The organism is Bifidobacterium favimelis, from assembly GCF_037963085.1.
Taxonomy (GTDB): Bacteria; Actinomycetota; Actinomycetes; order Actinomycetales; family Bifidobacteriaceae; genus Bombiscardovia; species Bombiscardovia favimelis.
The window spans coordinates 1,434,782-1,452,175 of the sequence record NZ_JBANDZ010000001.1; the positions used below are offsets into that span (position 1 = coordinate 1,434,782).

The window sequence follows — 17,394 nt, forward strand, 5'->3', positions numbered from 1 at the left end:
CTCAATCCAATTGGAAGGCCTGTACAACCCACCTGTGTCAATGAAACCAATGATACCCGCAGTCCGCCCGGAAGAAGGCCCGGACAAGACGGGAGCCCGGTGGGGCGGGGCCGCATGGACCCTGCCCGCCCGGGCTCCCGTTGCGGCCCTCAGTTCAGGCGTTCGTTGTAGGCCCGGACCTTGAGGGTCCGGCGGGAGTCCTCCACGTTCTGGATGATCATCCCGCGCAGGGCCTTGTCGGCTTCACCATGGGACTCCAGCCACTCGTCTCCCCCCTTGGCCAGGGCCACGGGGTCGGCCAGGTAGGGGTAGAGGCCCCCGGTCGACAGGGGGTTGATCAGGGTCTCGGCCATGTGGAAGGTCTTGTGCTCCCAGATCCAATCCACACTCTGGTAGAACTTCGACACATAGGGGGCGAAGAGGTCCGCGTCTCCGGACAGGGAGAACCCGTTGGCCACGGCCTGCATCTGGGAATTGGTCAGCCCCTCGTCGTGCAGGGCCTCGTCCCAGGCCCAGGCCTTGGCCTTCTGTGTGGGGAGGCTGGCAGAGGCGCCTGCGGCGAACTCCCGGTTCACGATGGTGTCGCGGGCTGCCAGCTCCCGGTCGATCTCCCCGTCGTCCAGGAGGTCATGGGAGGCCAGGGCGGTGATGATCCCCCAGCGGGCGTTGTTGTCGACCACGAACCCGTCCAGGCTCAGGTTCCCGCTGAGCAGACCCCGGGCATTGTCCTCGAAGTCCGCGTCCTCCCCATAGGAGAGGTAGGCGTTGACCAGCTGGAACTGCTCATCCGAACCGGGCTCGGCCTTACGGGCCAGATCCCATAGGCTGGATGCCACCAGCTGGCGGACCGGCCGGCGACGGCGTCCCGCCACGTAGTCCCGGGAGGCTTTGCCGATGGAGGCGATGATATAGCGGAAGCTGGTGGACTGATGCTCGGTGGAGAGTGCCTTCAGGGACACGCTGATGAAACGCTCGGCCGGGTAGTCGCCGTCACGGGTCATGTCCCAGAGGTTGAGGCTGAGCAGGGCCCTGGTCAGGGAGTCTTCGACCTGGTAGAGGTGGTCCTCGACAAACGCGAGGGAAACCGGGTCGAGACGGAGCTTGGCATAGGTCAGGTCATCATCGTTGACCAGGATGAGACCAGGGCGCTTCAGCCCCTTCACAGCTGCCACCTCGGTCTGCTCCCCGTCCACATCCAGCTCGAAACGATTGGTTCGGACCACCTGGCCCTGGTCATTCAGGTCGTAGAAGCCCACGGCCAGACGGTGGGGGCGGAGGACCGGGTGATCCTCCGGAGCGGACTGCCCGATGGTCATCGATGTGATGACCCCCTGGTCGTCTGTGGACACCTGGCTGGTCAGGGTGTTCATGCCCGACTCCTCCAACCAGAGCCTGGACCACTGTCTCAGGTCACGCCCGCTGGTCTTCTCCAGCTCTCTCAGGAGGTCGGCCAGAGTGGCGTTGGAGAAGGAATGGGCCACCAGGTAGTTGTGTATGCCCTGGAAGAAGCGGTCACGGCCCACGTAGGCGACCAGCTGCTTGAGGACGGATCCTCCCTTTGCGTAGGTGATTCCGTCGAAGTTGACCTCCGTGTCGTGCAGGTCGTTTATGGGCGCCACAACCGGGTGGGTGGTGGGAAGCTGGTCCTCATTCAGGGCCCAGCCCTTCTCCCCCATGCAGAAGGTGGTCCAGTCGTCGGACCACTCCGTGGCCTCGGCCGTGGCCAGGGTCGACATGAACTCCGCGAACGATTCGTTCAGCCACAGGTCGTTCCACCACTTCATGGTCACCAGGTCACCGAACCACATGTGGGCCAGCTCGTGCAGGACGGTCTCCACCCGCCGGTTGATCTGGGCGCCGGTGGCCTTCGACTCGAAGATGTAGCTGTCACGGATCGTGACCAGGCCTATGTTCTCCATGGCCCCGGCGTTGTATTCGGGCACGAAGATCTGATCGTACTTGGCCCAGGGGAAGGGGACGTCCCAGGTCTTGGCGTAGAAGGCGAAGCCCTTCTTGGTGATGTCGAAGAGGTAGTCGGCATCCTTGGCCAGGGCCTCCTTGAGGGACTGGCGGCAGTACAGGCCCATGGGTATGGTCCTGCCGTCCTCGTTGGCGTACTCGGTGGTCCAGGCGGCATAGGGGCCGGCCGCGAAGGCGGTCAGGTAGGAGCTCATGACCGGGGTCGTCTGGAAGGTCCAGCGCTTGGCCGTCTCCTTCCTGCCGCCCTCCAGCGTCCCTTCCGCGGTCTGGGCGTCCAGGTCCTGGACACGGTCGGCCGGCATGTTGGACAGGACCGTCCAGGAGGCGGGGGCGGTCACGGTGAAGTCGAAGGTGGCCTTGAGGTCGGGCTGGTCGAAGACGGCATAGACGCGACGGGCGTCCGGCACCTCGAACTGGCTGTAAAGGTAGACCTGGCCGTCGGCGGGATCGACACTGCGGTGGAGGCCTTCACCGGTGTGGGAGTATACGCACAGGGCACGCACCTTGACCGTGTTCCGGGCAGCCAGGTCCTTCAGGATGATCCTGCTGTCCTGATAGGCCTCTGACGGGTCGATCCGGCTCCCGTTGAACTCGATCAGGCTCACCTCGTCGGCGATCAGATCCAGGAAGGTGGACTCCCCCGGTTTGGCATCGAAGGCGATCTCCGCCTCGGAGGTGAAGGTCTTGGGCCCCTTGGTCAGATCGAGGTCCACGGTGTACTTGACATTGGAGACGACGATGGACCTCTCCTCGGCCTCGACTCGCGTCAGATTCGCTCCTGGCATGGTTTCCTTTCGTTCAAACAGATGCTTGTTCGCGCCCTCCCCGCCTGCCGGGGTTGCGGGGTGTGAGGGGATGGCCGCAATCATTACAAGTCTATCCGCACCTCTGCCTGACATCCGGCTGCAGGGGGCCCGTTTCATGGAGGGGGGCCGGCCCGGAAAGGAATCCGGACCGGCCCGCATATGCACCTTTCGCCCCTGCCCGGCCTCAGCTCTTGGGCTGGACGTCGGTGGCTATGTCGGCCACGACCGGGACGATCATCGGGCGGCGGTGGAGCTTGCGCGAAATCCAACCTCCCAGGGTCCTGCGCATGAGCTGCTGGAGCTGGTAGGTGCCGGTGGTCCCCTGGGCCATGGCCTCCTCCAACTGGTCCACGATCTGGGAGCTGATGGCCTTGAACTCGCTCTCGTCCTCGGCCACGGCGTTCAGATAGAACTTGGGCTGGGAGACCACCTGGCCGGATTCGGTGTCCACCACGGCGAAGGCGGAGACGAAGCCCTCCGTGCCCAGGATGCGGCGCTCTTCCAACTCGTCGTCGGTCAGCTCGCCCACGGAGTCCCCGTCGACGTAGACATACCCGCAGGGCACGGAACCCACCACGGCGGCCTGGCCGTGGTAGAGATCCACCACGTCGCCGTCCTCGGCCAGGACCACGTTCTGGGGGTCCACGCCGGTCTTGACGGCGATCAGGCCGTTGGCGACCAGGTGGCGGTTCTCCCCGTGGATGGGCATGGCGCACTTGGGCTGGATGATGTTGTAGAAGTGGAGGAGTTCACCCTCGTCGGAGTGGCCAGACACATGGATGGCCGCGTTGTCGCGGTTGACCACCTTGGCCCCCATGCGGACCAACTTGTTGATCACCTTGTAGACCTCGTGCTCGTTGCCGGGGATCAGGGAGCTGGCCAGGATGACCGTGTCGAACTCGTTGACGGTGATGTCGCGGTGGGTGCCGTCGGCGATCCTGCCCAGGGCCGCCATTGGCTCGCCCTGGGAACCGGTGCACATGTAGACCAGCTTCTCGTCGGGGATGTCATGGGCGTCCTTGAGGTCGACGATGGTGTTCTCGGGCAGGTGGAGGTAGCCCAGGTCCGACGCGATGGACATGTTGCGGACCATGGAGCGGCCGGCGAACACCACCTTGCGGCCGTACTTGTGGGCCACGTCGACCACCTGCTGGACGCGGTGGACATGGCTGGAGAAGGAGGCCACGATGATCTTGCGCTGGGCTTCGGCGAAGGCCTTGTCCAGGGCAGGGGCGATCGAGATCTCAGGCTTGACGAAGCCGGGGACCTCGGCGTTGGTGGAGTCCGCCATGAGCAGGTCCACGCCTGATTCGCCCAGCCTGGCGAACTCGCGCAGGTCGGTCAGCCGGTGGTCCAGCGGGAGCGGATCGATCTTCATGTCGCCCGTGTCGATGATGTGGCCGGCTGGGGTGCGCACGGAGACGGCCAGGGCATCGGGGATGGAATGGGTGACGGCCACGAACTCCAGGTTGAAGGGGCCGACCTTGAGCTTGTCGCGGCCGTTGACCTCGACCTCGGTGGGCTTGAGATGGTGCTCCTCGCACTTGGCGTTCACGAAGCCCAGGGTCAGCTTGGACCCGATCAGGGGGATGTCCGGACGCAGTTTGAGCAGGTAGGGCACCCCGCCGATGTGGTCCTCATGCCCGTGGGTCAGGACCAGGGCATCGACCTGGTCCAGCTTGTCCTTGATGTAGCTGAAATCGGGCAGGATCAGGTCCACGCCCGGCTGCTCCTCCTCGGGGAAGAGGACGCCGCAGTCAATCAGGAGAATGTGACCGTTGTACTCGATCACGTTCATGTTGCGGCCGATTTCACCCAGACCGCCCAGGGGGACTATGCGCATGGACCCCTTGCGGTACTTCGGTGGCGCCACCAGCCTGCCCTCGGTCTGCGTCCCCTTGCCGCGCTGAATGGCGCCTGAGGAGCGCCTGCGGGTCGCGGAACGGTCCTTGCCGGAACCGTTGCCGCGACCGTTGGCCGCCTTGGCGCCCTTGCGGTTACGGCTGCGGTTGCGGTCGCCCGCCTGCTGGGATTTGCGCTTGTTGGTCTGTTCTTCTGTTTTCTTTGCCATTTCCACTTGGATTTCTGTTATCTGTGCCCCCGCCTCTGCGGGGACGACGTTATTCCGGTCCCGCCCTTCCTGCGGACGGCACCACGGTTGTAAAGGTCACATCGGTCCTGATTGCCGGCCCAACCGGACCGGAGCCACCCTCCCCCTCCTGGGCGCAAGGCCCCGGCCCGGCACCGGACGGCCGGCATCCCCGGGGTTGTGGCCGCACATGCTCATAAGGCTCACGCTACCTTCATACGGGGACGCAGCCCCATCACGATCTCAGGGGGTCGGGTCAGGCACGGCCTGTCTGCGTCGGCTCAGAGCCCAGCCGGCCAGGGCCAGCGGTATGGCGCAGAAGGTCACGATGGCGGGGATGGTCATGCCGCCATGGGGGCCGAAGCGGTCCAGGGCCACACCGGCCAGGGTGGAGCCGAAGGAGGTTCCGATGGAGCCGCCGGTGGACAGCCAGGAAAGACCCTCGGTCAGGGTGCGGGAGTCCACGCTCTCACGGACGATCAGGTTGCCGGTCGCGAAGATGGGCGAGACGCATAGCCCGGTCACCACCTCCGCCAGACCCAGGTAGACCAGGTTGTCCATGACCAGGCGGAAGACCACGTACCCGGTCGTCAGCAGGCAGAGGAAGAGGACCAGGTAGCGCCAACGGGACCCCTTGAGCCTGACCGAGCCGAAGATGACGGCCCCGCACAGGGAGCCCAGGGCGAACAGGGCCAGCTGGAGGCCGACGGCCCCCTCCCTCCCCAAGGACTTGGTCAGGGCCGTCACCGAGACATCGACCGCGGAGAAGCTCATGTTGAAGACGATGAACACCACAACCAGGAGGGCGACTCCCGGGTAGAGGAGGGCGCTGCGGGCTCCTCCAAGCCTGTCACCCCTGCCCGGCAGGACCGCCCCCGACCCGTCGACCGGGGATTCGGCCCCCTCGTCAATCTGGCCAGGGACCACCTTGACGATGGCCGGGGGTTCCGTGGAACGCATGGAGAAGAAGGCCAGGCCGCCTGCCAGAAGGGCCGCGGCAGGAACGAAGAGCTGGGCGACCGGGTTGACCGAGGTGGCCAGGTAGGCCGAGAGGATCGGGCCCAGGATGAAGACGCACTCATCCAGGCCCGATTCCAGGGCGTATGCCGTGTTGAGCAGGTTGGTCCTGTCGTCACGCAGGACCCAGGCCCAGCGGGTGCGGACCAGGGCTCCGAAGGCGAACTGGGTCAGGCCCATCAGGGCGGCCAGCAGGAAGAGGAATCCCAAGGGCACCCTGTTCATGGCTCCGAAGGCGAAGGTGAGGATGGCGGCCGCCTGGACGAGGAGGGCCGCCAGACCGACCCGGCGCTGGCCGAACCTGTCGAAGAGGCGGGCGTAGACAGGGGTCACCACCGCCGCCGAAAGGGTGTAGACGGCGCTCATCATGCCGGCCGAGGTCCATTCGTCATAGATGTTGTTAAGGGCCAGGACGATGCCCAGTCCCATCATCCCCAGGGGGACGCGGGCCAGCACGGCCGCCAGGCAGAAGCCCCTGGCGCCCGGATAGGTGAAGAGTCTGACGAAGGGCGATCGCTCTGCCTCCATGGTCATCTCCCCCGCCTGATCTGGTCGCGTACGGAACCGGCGTAGATGAAGATGTCATCGACGCCCTCATAGAAGTCGCCCTCGGGGCGCAGATTGCCGCCGGCCGCTTCCTTGCCGGCAGCAGCCCCCATCCGCCTGGCGAAATCGGGGTAGTCACCGCTCTTCAGCTCCGCCAGGCGTTCCATCCCCTGATGGTCGTAGTAACCCACATCGCAGGAGGAATCGGTATGGAGATAGAAACGTTCCACGCGGTGGCCGGCCAGATAATCCAGAAGGTCGGACCAGAGGGTCCTGCCCACCCCATGTCCCCGGGCTTCCTTGGCCACCAGGAAGAGCTTGAGTTCGGCGCCCTCCGGACCGTCCAGGCCGACCTGGCCCTCCAGTGCCACCTCCGTGTCACGCCAGGCGACGGCATCGGCCAGGAACCTGGTGCCAAGCCCGGTCCGCCCAAGCTGCCGGTCCACCTGGGGCAGGAGGTCGGCGGCCCGGTCGAAGAGGACCGGGTCCCCCTTCACGCCCAGGAGGGTGACGCCCATGAAACGGCCGTCAAGTGTGGCGACCGCCCCCCTGGTCGTCTCAGTCAGGTACTGGAGGATGAAGTGGGCGGCGCTCAGCCGGGAGACCTCGCCCCCCTCAGGCTCGTCGACCTTCCATGTCCGGTCGAATTCACCGACAAGGCTGTCCACGTCATCCCACACCAGGGGGCGCACCGCCACCCTCCTGTCGGCCTTCGCGGTCCTTCCGGAATCCAGGTCCGTCATCTTTCCCACACCTATCCCCGGGCCAGGGCAGGAGGAAACCCCCGTCAGGGTCTTGTTCGCTCTCCTGCCATGCCCGGCATACATCGGGCACCCGTCGCCGACGATCGATCGGCGGGGTCTGCCCGGTCATCCCCAGGTCTCTTCGGCCGGGATGCGCCTTCCATGTACACGCCCTTCACAGGACGAGGACCGCCCGTCGATCCCTGATCGCACGGGCGGCCCTCACCGGTTCAGTCGTCGTCACTGGCGGGCGGGAGCCCGTCGCGGAGCTGACTTATGATTCCGTCCTCATCTCTGGGTAGGGCCCTGATGAGACGGTCATCCGGTTCTTGCTCACTTACATAGTAAAGGCAGGCATCGATGGAGGCCAGGTCGATTCCCTCCAGGCGAGAAAGCAGAAGGCGGTAGAGGTCAAGCTGCTCCAGTCTGATCTCCTCCTGGCCGGCCGAACGGGGCCTGCGCCCCGTCTTCCAATCCACGATGGTGTAGGCCTTGCCTTCTTCGCCATCCAGGCCTCCGAAGAAGACGGCATCCAGTTTGCCCTTGACAAGCCGGCCGTCCAGGAGTGCCACGATGGGGCGTTCCACCCATGCCGGGGTCCTTCCCGCCCAGGGGGAATGGACCAGCCTCTCCTCCCAGGTGACCAGGCTGTTCTCCACCTCATGGTCTGCGGACTGGACCCCGGCCCTGTCCGACCCTGTCCTGCGATCCGCAAGTTCGGCCTCCATCCTGGCCCGCTCAGCCATGACCTCGGGGGGCAGACCGGACAGGGGGGCCTGCCCGCCGCCGGCCCCTGCGCCAGGCTCGTCGGCCGAGTCCGACGTGGACGGCCCCTCTTCGGGAAGGTCAAGCAGGCCGGAAGAGGGCGGTATGTCAGGCAGGATGTAACGACGGGCCCAGTCGTGGAAGAGGGTGCCAGCCTGGGCCAGGGGGGAGGCGACCCTGGGAATCGGCCTGACCACACCCTGCCAGAAGGCCCGCTCCTCCTCCCCATCTTTGAGACCCGAGAGGGCCTGAAGGGAGGTGACGCTTTGGATTCCGCCGCTCACAAGGCCTCGTCCCACCCTTCGCAGGGCATCCATATCCCTCTCCAGAAGATCACCGCCAACCCCCAGGCGGCCCACCTGCTCCTGGGTGATGTAACGGGCATATTGGGACAACCCCCAGGTGGAGACGTCCACGCCCGCCCTGCGGCCGGCCGCTGAAGAGTCCTGCCCGGTCTGGTCCTGGACCCGGTTCCTTCCCCGGCCCGGGTCATCATCTTGGGGCCCGTCCACGGCCGGCGCCGGGAGCCGGCTCCCGGACTGGATTCCGGGTCGGGACCGGACCTGGGAAGCCCAGATGGCGCTCTGCCCCAGGGCCTGCCTGGCGCGCGGGCCCAAGGTCAGGGGCCAGACCAGGTCCTCCTCCTGTCCGCGATCGGCCAATTGTTCGGCTTCTGCCAGGGCCGAGCCGACCACCGCCTCCCGGTAGTCATGGGCATGTTCCCCGGCGAAGAAACCGATAGGAGGCAAGACGGAGGCATCTCCAGCCTCCAGGTAGGCCTCATAGCCCGTGGACTCCCTGTCGGGCAGGTCGCCAAGGGCCTGCTCCAGTTCGGTCCAGAAGTTGGAGGCCGATTGACGGACCCGCTCATAGAACGATTCCGGATCTTCCTGTCCGGCCCCCTCCCCTTCCTTGCCGACCTCCTTCAGGGAGGGTTCGAAATCCTTGGCCCTGTCGCTGTATGTGAGCAGGAGGTCGTGGCGGGCCCTGGTCATGGCCACATAGGCCAACCTGCGTTCGTCCCGGTGGAGGCGTTCCCCGTATTCCTCCATCTGGGTCATGTAACCCCCATCGGACTCTTCCAGGGGCCGCCCCTGGTCGTCCACCCCGGTCTGCCTGATGTCGCCGGCCGACTCGTCCTCCAGCGCAGCCAGGTCCATGGCCTCCAAGGCCTCTTCCGGGGTCAGATCGTCCGGGCTGTCGTGCGGGAAGCGCGGGAGGATGTCGGCATCGGCACGGACCGGTGCGGGGACTGCGGTGGGGTTGTCCAGCCAGGTCTTTGCCGTGCTCTCGTACCTGGGCAGCCCGCCCGGGTCCTCACCGAGGAAGCTGATCTTAAGATTGTCCCCCTGATTGCTGGGGAAGGTCTTCGTCTTGAGTCCAACGACCGCGACGGCCTCCCATTCCAGGCCCTTGGCCTGGTGGATGGTCATGAGCTCGACGTCGGTGCGCAGCCCCGATGTCTGGTCCGCCTGTTCCGGGCTGCGGTCCATGGCATCCACCCAGGCCATGAACCCGGTCAGGGTGGGTGCCGTCCCGGCAGGCAGCTCCGATATATACGTGTCGACCTGGTCCATGACGGCATCGATCGCGGCCTTGGCCGAACTGGGATGAAGGGGGGAACTTGGGTCCCTGACGGCCTCTCCCACGACCAGGTCCACGTCCAGCCCCAGGGCTTCGACAGCCCCCATGACCGCCTGACGCAGGGGGGCGGAGGCTTGTGCCTGGGCCTGCCTGACCACCTGGCGGGCATGCAGGAGGAGGCTGCGCCCTCTCGCGCTGATCGCGGCTCCCGGCCCATGGCCGAAGGAGGATTCCAGGTCGTCTTCCATGAGGGTGTCCACCAGGAAGACGGTGGAGGGCATGCGGTCCCGATACCGCCTGATGGCCGCCCGCCGCTGGTCCTGGTCCGCATCGGAATCGGCCAGGCCGGAGGCGACCAGGGCACGGAACTGCCGGTCCTCGTTGATCTGGGATGCGAGCGCGGCAAAGGCGTCCAGGTCGGAGGGGTCCATGTTGAAGCGGGCCGAGGCCAGCAGGCGCATCAGGGAGTCGGAATCGGTGTGATCGCAGACCAGGTGAAGGAGGGCGAGGAGGTCCATGACCTCGGGCCTGTCCAGAAGGGCCGAGTAACCGACCACCCGGCAGGTGAGTCCGGCCGCTTCTAGGGCATCACGGAAGCGGGGCATGTTGGCCTTGGAACGGAAGAGGACAGCCACCGTCGACTCCTGCCTGTCTTCCGCCTGCCGCCCGTAGAGGCGGCAGGCCAGGCGGGCGAAGCGGACCACCCCGTCGATCTCCTGGCCTGCCCTGTCATAACCCAGGAGTCCCACGGTCCCCCTGTCGGCACCGTCACGGGCCTGGAGGGGGTTGACCCGGACCTCCTCCATCCTGGCACTGGAGGGCCGCCCCCCCTCGTGCCCGGCCCTGAGAAGCCCGGTCAGGGAGTTGGCGGCCTGGAGGACCAGGTCGGAATTCCTGAAGGTCTGCGACAGGGAATGGAGGTGATCCTCCTCACGCGACCCGTATACCGGCACCGAGGCCGGAGCCTTTCCTGATGCCGCCGCCCGTCCGCCCGTCAGGCCGAACTGGGAGAGGAAGGTCATGAAGGCGCCCGGGCTGGCCCCCCTCCAGGCATAGATGGATTGGAAGGGGTCGCCCACGGCCGTCACGGCCGAACGTCCCGGCCGCGACAGACGGTCTGCGGCGCGGTCCGGCGGCAGGGCCCCGACCGGCCCCCGGCCGGCCGGGGCCGATTGTTCCTCCTCCTGCCCCCGGTCATCATCCCTCCGGTCCGGATGGAAGATGGCAGAGAGGAGGAGGGCCTGAGTAGTGGAAGTATCCTGGTATTCATCCAGGAAAACGTGTGTGTAGCGGCGCCGGTACTGGGCACCCACCGAGGGGAAACGGGTGACCAGTTGGAAGGCGGCAACCGTGAAGTCGCCGAACTGGGCCATGTTGGCCTCGCGCTTGGCGGCCTGGAAGTACTCGGCAAGGGTGAGGAGCTTCTCACGGGTCCTGGTCACCCTGCGCAGCCTGTCGGCCTGGACCAGCCTCACCTCCCTGCGGCTGTCGCGCATGTCCTCCATCCTCACGGCATAGGTCTGGTCGGTGTCCTTCTCGGTCCTCTTGGGGAGGTTGAATTTCCCCTTCGACGGCGACTTCGGCGGAATGGGGGCGTCACCTATAAGATCATCCAGATGGTCTATGAACGCCCGGTCCCAGGAACGCACCCGGTCCACGGCCCTCTCGAAGTCGGGGCAGTCCCGGCTGATCATGGCCGTCGTGCAGGCCTGGGTGATGTCCAGCACCTGCCTGACGGTGGTGGCAAAGGCCCCGGACCCGACATCGTCCAGATCCTGATCGTCCTGCGTGGCCCTCAGCGAGGCCAGGGATGATGCCCCGGGAGTGGCGGCCGAATACCCGGCAAGGGGGTCGTCCACGTCCAGGGGGGCCTGCGCGGAGCGCAACTGGGAGCGGCTGGCGGGGAAGACCAGGTCTATGTGGTCCGCCACGACCCCGGCGGCCAGCTGGTATGCCCCGGCATCGCTCAGGGGCTTGGTGTCCTGGCTCATTCCCACCAGGAGGCCGTACTGGCGGACTATGGATTGGAAGAAAGCGTCGTATGTGAAGACGGAGGGTTTGAGGAAACCGCTGTCAGGATCGATTGGTCCGCCGACCCCGGTCGAGGCACCCTCCTCGGCGACCGCTGCCGAGACCCTTGAAAGGAGTTCCGCCGCTGCCTTCCTGGTGAAGGTCAGTCCCAGGATCTGCTCGGCGGGTACCCCGCCGCGGATCAGGGCTATGATCCGGTTGGTCATCGTGGTCGTCTTGCCGGAACCGGCCCCGGCCACCACCAGGAGGTCGTCCTCCGGCGGGGCCTGGACCACCGCCATCTGATCGGGTGTCACCTTCATCGTCCATCCTCCATGATGTTGGGCAGGAGCCGTTTGTAGGCAGGGCAGAGACCGTCACTGTCGGGATCGTGGCAGCGCCCCTGTTCGAAGAGGGAATCGGGCCGTGCCGCGGAGAGTTTGACCCCGGCCGCGTAGAAGACCCTGGCGATCATGGTCAGGGCCCAGACGGCCTGGCTCCCCCTCTCCTTGAGGACCAGGTTCCAGGTCGGAGCGGACACGCCGTCCGGCGGCTCCTCCCCCAATGGGGGAAGGTCGGAGAACGTGCCTACCGTCTTTGCATGATAACGAGGTTGGAAGGCTGGGTTCAGCCCCAACCGCGTCCCCGGCCTCCGTCCGGCGAAGAGGGCGGGCTGGTAGGCGTTCTCAACTCCATAGAAACAGGACGGCCCCTCGTGTTCGGCCACGTAGAAGAGACCCGCCTGGTTGACGGGGGCGGCCGTGGTGGGCCGGGCGGCCATCTGCTCGTCTGTCAGCCAGCCTCCCCCCTCAGCCAGGCCCGCCGGCTCGGGGAACATGTATGCCAGACCCAACTGGTAGCAGACCAGCTGCAGGTCGTTGAAGGCGTAAGTTCCCGGCTTCACGTTCCCCGTCTTGTAATCGACCAGACGCGCGTGGACGCCATCCGAGAGGGAGCGGTACTCCAGCCGGTCGATCCGGCCGGTCAGACGGACCCGGACCTCCGGGGTCAGGGCAGGGGGGAAGCCGCCTGCCAGGGCGGACATGAGGGAGAAGAGTTCCTGGGAACCCAGGCGGTTGGAAGGGTAGGTGGCCGCCCAGAGGTCGACCATCTCATCCATGCCCAGGCTGGCATCGAAGGGGCGCTCGCTGTCCACCCCCACCAGGGTTCCGACCTCTATGGGGGCGCTCTTGTACTGGGCGTAGCCCGGCGAGGTGCTGAGCACGTAGTAGGAGGCCAGGTTGTGCAGGATTCCGGCAGCCTGGCTGTCCCGCCTGTGGATGTCATAGATGCGGGAGGGGTCGTTCTGGGCCTGCCACTGGGGCAGGAGCTCCCGATAGATGTCCATGAGGGCATCCGTGGTCCTGCCTATGCGCACCTCCGGGTCACCGCCGGACCCTTCAGGGTCGGGCCGGTCGAGCTGGCGGATGGTGGCCTCCTGGGCCACCTTGTGGATGAAGCTGCCGAAGGCGGTGGCCACGCCGCCAGGCGATGGGCCGGCAAATTCATTGTCGAGGACCCATTCCAAGGGGCAGAGCCAGATGCCGTCAACGGCGGAGGGCGACAGGGCCACCGTGCCGGCCTCGCCCGGTCCGGTCCGGGTTTCTGCCGGGGCCGGGTCAGATGGGCGGCCTGTCCCCCTGTCCTTTCCGGTGGCCGGCGGGGGGGCCTGGACGGTCGTCTGCCCGGTCGATGGAGCGTCACCCTCCCCACCTGTCTCCGCTGCCTTCAGGAAGTCGGGACCGGTCCCATCGGCATAGACAAAGGGCCAGTTGGCGCAGTCGGCCTCCGAAATCCCCTGGCCGGAAAGGATGGAGAGGGCCCTGGCGGCATCCTCGACCGCCAGGACGTCGCGGGTTCCATCATCGGCCAGGGCCTGCCGGACGAGGAGGGAACGGGCGGCGGCCGTCAGACCCCTGGCCCCCAGTTCCAGGCCCGCATATCTGCCCTGCCGGCCACCCTGGCCTCCGACAGGAGAGAAATCGACCTGACCTGGATCGGGCCTGCGCTCATACATCTCCGGGAGGAAACCGTAGAGGAAGTCCGAGGGGACCAGGTCGTCGTTCCAGACGGCGCTGACCCGGACCTGCTCGGTCGCCCTGGTCATGGCCACCAGAAGGCCCTTTTTCTCCGCGTAGAGGATGGACTGGAGCTGGGGGTCATGGACCAGGGAGCCTGAACCGGCCCTGCGGATGGCGTTGTGCAGGATGAGGTCGGCCAGGTCATCGGCCCCGAACATGGTGTCACGCGGGGCCAGGTTGGGCCAGACCCCCTCCTGGAGGGCTGGAATCCAGACCAGGGGCCAGACCTGGGCACCGGCCGAGGCGCCGGCCGGGGTCGTCAGGGTGACGGCGTGTTCCACCGGGCCTATGTGGGCCAGCGAGTCCGCCTCGATCTGCATGGAACGCACCTGGGCGATGAAGGGGCGGATCCCGTCGAATTGGCTGGAACCCTCCGCATACTGGAAAAGCCTCATCATGGCATCCAGGCGGTCGTTGGCCTCCTCCCCGGCCGCATCGGCCCTGAGAGCCTCCGTCTGCCAGTCATCGGCCACCCCGGCGGCCTGCCAGGCCTCCCAGAGGACGTACTGGGGTTCGGCCGTCGGCAGGGTCCGTATGCCCGCCGCCGTCCTGTCGACCATTCTCAGGACCCTGCGCAGGGCCTTGACATCTGCATCGGCCCCCCTGCCGGCCACTGCATCCAGGTCTGCCAACACCAGGTGGCGGGCCCCCTTGTCGGTTGCACCTGCCGAAACCGGGGGATCCAGGATGAGGAGCGCATAAAGGGAGTCGATGTCGGGCAGGTCCCCTCCCTCCCCCCTGTCAGCGGTCAGAAGGGAGTCATCCACACTGATTCCCCTTCCGGCATCTCGGGCGGCCTTCGCCTCCCTTTCCGCCTGGGCGTAGGTCCGCCAGGCTGAAGCCAGGGCCGTGATCCGGTCCGACCCCATCCCCCCGTCGGCGGCGGGCTGCCGGTCAGGAGATTGCCCGTCAGCTGGTTGACCATCCGCAGGTTGACCATCCGCAGGTTGACCATCGGACGGATGCACGCCGGCAGACGGCGACCCGACGGTCGGGCAGACATGGGCGGTCTGGGCGGAGTCAGACTGTTCTGCCTGTGGTTCAGGGCCTTCTTGGGCGCGGATGGAAACCAGGGAACAGATTGTATTGCACAAGTCATCCAGATGCTGGACCCTCACCGTCCTGGACCGGCCGTCTGCAGCAGTCTCGGCACGAATCAGGGGACTGGCCAGGAGGACCTTCACCTCCCGCCTGATCAGTGCGGCCCGCTCGGCCACCGTCATGTCGGCCAGGACGTCCGGGTCGCAAAGAACCTCCGCCAGGTCTATCAGGGAGAAGAGCCCCTGGATGGCCGGTTCCTCCTTGAGTGGGCGGGTGATGGTCGAATACCGTACGGGGACCCCCTGGAGGCGGAGCTTCCTGCCGATGGAACGGATGGTGGCGTTGTCATGGGCTATGACGGCCATGTCGTTCCAGTCCCGTTTTTCTGTCAGGGCCTCCTGCTTGACCTGCCAGACCAGGTCGTCCTCCTCCTCGGCCGGGGTGTGGAAGAGGCGGGCCGTCACGCTCCCGTCCCCCGGCAGGCCCTCCTCGTCATATTTCGCGATGGGCAGGGCCCCCTTCCAAGCGGGCATCTTCCCAGGGCGGGCAGGGACCCCTGTCTCCCCCTCCTCTTCGCTGTGGATGCCCAGGGAGATCCTGGCCACGGCCAGGTCCGCATAGGAGGCGGGCCCCTCGGCGAGCCGCCTGCCACCGATTGGGCGTCCGACGATGGGGCGGGCGGCCAGCGTGACCTGGACGCCCCCCAGGCAACCGAAGTCATCCGCCAGGAAGGGGGCGGCATCACCCTGGTCCTCAACCCGGTCCCTGGTGACCCTGTTGGACAGATATTCCGGGTAGGACCCACGGAAGGATTGGACGGACTCATCGCAGTTGCCGACCAGGACAAGACGGCAGCCCGCCCGGTTGAGCGCCTGCAGGAAGCCCATGCCGGCCAGTGTCACGTCCTGCCAGTCATCCAGGACCAGGAGTGAGGGGATGTCATCGACCTGGCCGACGGCCCGGCCACCCTCCACCATGAGCATGGACGGGTCCAGACGGTACTCACCCGGGTATGCGGAGACGATCCTGCCCCCGTACTCCTTGCGTAGGGCGAAGGCCAACCGCCACTGCAGGCCCAGTCGTTCCCGCTCGTCCCTGTCGACAGACTGCCAGGAAAGTGCATCCAGGACACGGTCCTCGTCCCCATCGGCCACGCCCAGTTCGGTCATCCTGGCGAACATGTCGCGCAACTGGCCGATGAAGCGGTCGTCCACATGCCCACCGTCATCGCCGGGGAGGTCCTCCCCCCTCACCAGGACCGAGGACCAACCCCCCTCGCTGGCGAAGTACCGTTCCAGGAGGGTGCAGACCTGGCAGGAGTCCCCGGCCTCGACATGGGCCACATGCTCAGCCATCACCTGGCGCAGAAGGGCATCCTGTTCGGCCCCGTTCAGAAGGCGGGGAAGGGGGTTCCCGACCGGTCCCTCCCCTGGGCCCGTCCCGACGGAGACCGCCTTCGCCCGGCAGACCATGCGGAAGGCCAGGGCCTGGAGGGTCCCCACGGGCCTGGTTCGCCCCGAAGACCCCCTGGCCCGGACCACCTCCCGGCTGACGGAATCGGCCGCCACCCTGCCGGAGACGGCCATGAAGGCCCGCTCGTCGCCGAAGACCCCCATTCCTTTGAGGAGGGTCCGTAGGGCCAGCCTGGTCTTCCCGCTGCGCGGGGGCCCCGCCACCACCAGGCAGGTGGACGGACGACCATCCGTGCGGCGTAGGCGATCGCCCAGGAGGTCGTCCACCGCCTGGAGGGTTTGACTGTCATCTGCCTGCCTGGACTCGTTCATACCTTCAGATTAGGTCCCGCCCTGGCCGTAGGGAAAACAGGAACCGGCGGAATCAGTCCTCGACCAGGACCCGACGCAGGGTGTCGATGTCGGCCTGGTCCGCCCCCATCTCCAGGAGGTAGCCGGCCACGGACCCGTAGGATTCATCCAGCCGGTCCAGTATCTGCGTGATCAGCTCGGGTGGGGTCAGGACGATCATCGGGCGCAGACGGGCGGGCATCTGGACGCCGGCCCGGCTGATCTGGTCCAGCATGGACCGCTCCCACGCCCCTGAAAGGTTGGCCTGGGAGGATGCATAGTCCGCGATGACCGCCCCCCTGTCGGCCCCCACCAGATCAAGGAGGAAGGCGATGGAGGTGCCTGTCCTGTCCTTTCCGGCGGAGCAATGGATCAAGGTCCCTGCCCCCTGGGCGGCCATGGCGGCGGTTCTGTGGAGGACCTGGACGTAGTCGGGCCCGTTGTTGGCGATCAGCGAGAGATAGGCCTGCCGGAGGAGGCCTGCGGCATCCAGGGACGACCTCTCCCTCCTTTGCTCGTCATCGGCATCCAGGGGCATGGACCCGTCCAGCATGGGGATGTTGACGTTGTCTATGCCGGCCAGGTCGGGGTCGGGCATGGCCTTGACCTCCTGCCCGGCCCTCAGGTCCAGGACCAGACGGACCGGGGAGGCCTCCATCTGCCGCTTCCCCTTTTCGGTCAGACCCGCCAGGGCCTCCGACCGGAAGAGGAGGCCCCGGCGGATCCGTCCGCCTGAGGTCGGCATGCCGCCCAGATCCCTGAAGTTGTACAGTCCGTCGATTGCGGTCTTGTCCTCTGTCATGCCTTGCCCCTCCTGGTCGGTACCCCTGCTGTCGCATGTTTGGCAGGCACATGCCTGGCCACGCTCCAGTTTAGGTTCCCGCATGACCGGGAGGCCCGGCGGCAGGTCCGGCTCCCCTGCCGCATAGC

At 66.5% G+C, this 17,394-nt stretch carries 7 protein-coding genes; all 7 read right to left on the bottom strand.

What is annotated here, in order from left to right; translation table 11 throughout:
- Positions 1-149 precede the first annotated feature (149 nt).
- A complete protein-coding gene (gene pepN / locus V6584_RS05825) occupies positions 150-2,765 on the bottom strand; it encodes an aminopeptidase N (protein ID WP_340469540.1) in 2,616 nt (871 codons plus the stop codon).
- A gap of 205 nt (positions 2,766-2,970) precedes the next feature.
- Positions 2,971-4,857 carry a ribonuclease J gene (locus tag V6584_RS05830; RefSeq protein ID WP_340469542.1) on the bottom strand — a complete coding sequence of 629 codons (1,887 nt, stop codon included), beginning with the start codon at positions 4,855-4,857 and terminating at the stop codon, positions 2,971-2,973.
- A 261-nt stretch (positions 4,858-5,118) separates the two neighbouring features.
- Complete coding sequence (locus tag V6584_RS05835; RefSeq protein ID WP_340469543.1) at positions 5,119-6,420, bottom strand: MFS transporter; 1,302 nt, start codon at positions 6,418-6,420, stop codon at positions 5,119-5,121.
- 2 nt (positions 6,421-6,422) lie between these two features.
- Positions 6,423-7,181, bottom strand: coding sequence for a GNAT family N-acetyltransferase (locus tag V6584_RS05840; protein ID WP_340469544.1), 759 nt, complete (start codon positions 7,179-7,181; stop codon positions 6,423-6,425).
- Positions 7,182-7,411: 230 nt separating this feature from the next.
- Complete coding sequence (locus V6584_RS05845; protein WP_340469546.1) at positions 7,412-11,863, bottom strand: ATP-dependent helicase; 4,452 nt, start codon at positions 11,861-11,863, stop codon at positions 7,412-7,414.
- Positions 11,860-16,446, bottom strand: coding sequence for a PD-(D/E)XK nuclease family protein (locus V6584_RS05850; RefSeq protein WP_340469547.1), 4,587 nt, complete (start codon positions 16,444-16,446; stop codon positions 11,860-11,862). Before V6584_RS05850 ends, V6584_RS05845 begins: the two co-directional genes overlap by 4 nt.
- Before the next feature lie 52 nt (positions 16,447-16,498).
- Entirely contained in the window at positions 16,499-17,266 is a 768-nt protein-coding gene (locus V6584_RS05855; RefSeq protein WP_340469548.1) for a tyrosine-protein phosphatase, read from the bottom strand.
- Positions 17,267-17,394 lie beyond the last annotated feature (128 nt).

What these genes read in the sequence shown, in the direction of transcription:
- pepN (WP_340469540.1), bottom strand. Translation starts at nt 2,765, where the DNA reads ATGCCAGGAGCGAATCTGACGCGAGTCGAGGCCGAGGAGAGGTCCATC.
- V6584_RS05830 (WP_340469542.1), bottom strand. Translation starts at nt 4,857, where the DNA reads ATGGCAAAGAAAACAGAAGAACAGACCAACAAGCGCAAATCCCAGCAG.
- V6584_RS05835 (WP_340469543.1), bottom strand. Translation starts at nt 6,420, where the DNA reads ATGGAGGCAGAGCGATCGCCCTTCGTCAGACTCTTCACCTATCCGGGC.
- V6584_RS05840 (WP_340469544.1), bottom strand. Translation starts at nt 7,181, where the DNA reads ATGACGGACCTGGATTCCGGAAGGACCGCGAAGGCCGACAGGAGGGTG.
- V6584_RS05845 (WP_340469546.1), bottom strand. Translation starts at nt 11,863, where the DNA reads ATGAAGGTGACACCCGATCAGATGGCGGTGGTCCAGGCCCCGCCGGAG.
- V6584_RS05850 (WP_340469547.1), bottom strand. Translation starts at nt 16,446, where the DNA reads ATGAACGAGTCCAGGCAGGCAGATGACAGTCAAACCCTCCAGGCGGTG.
- V6584_RS05855 (WP_340469548.1), bottom strand. Translation starts at nt 17,266, where the DNA reads ATGACAGAGGACAAGACCGCAATCGACGGACTGTACAACTTCAGGGAT.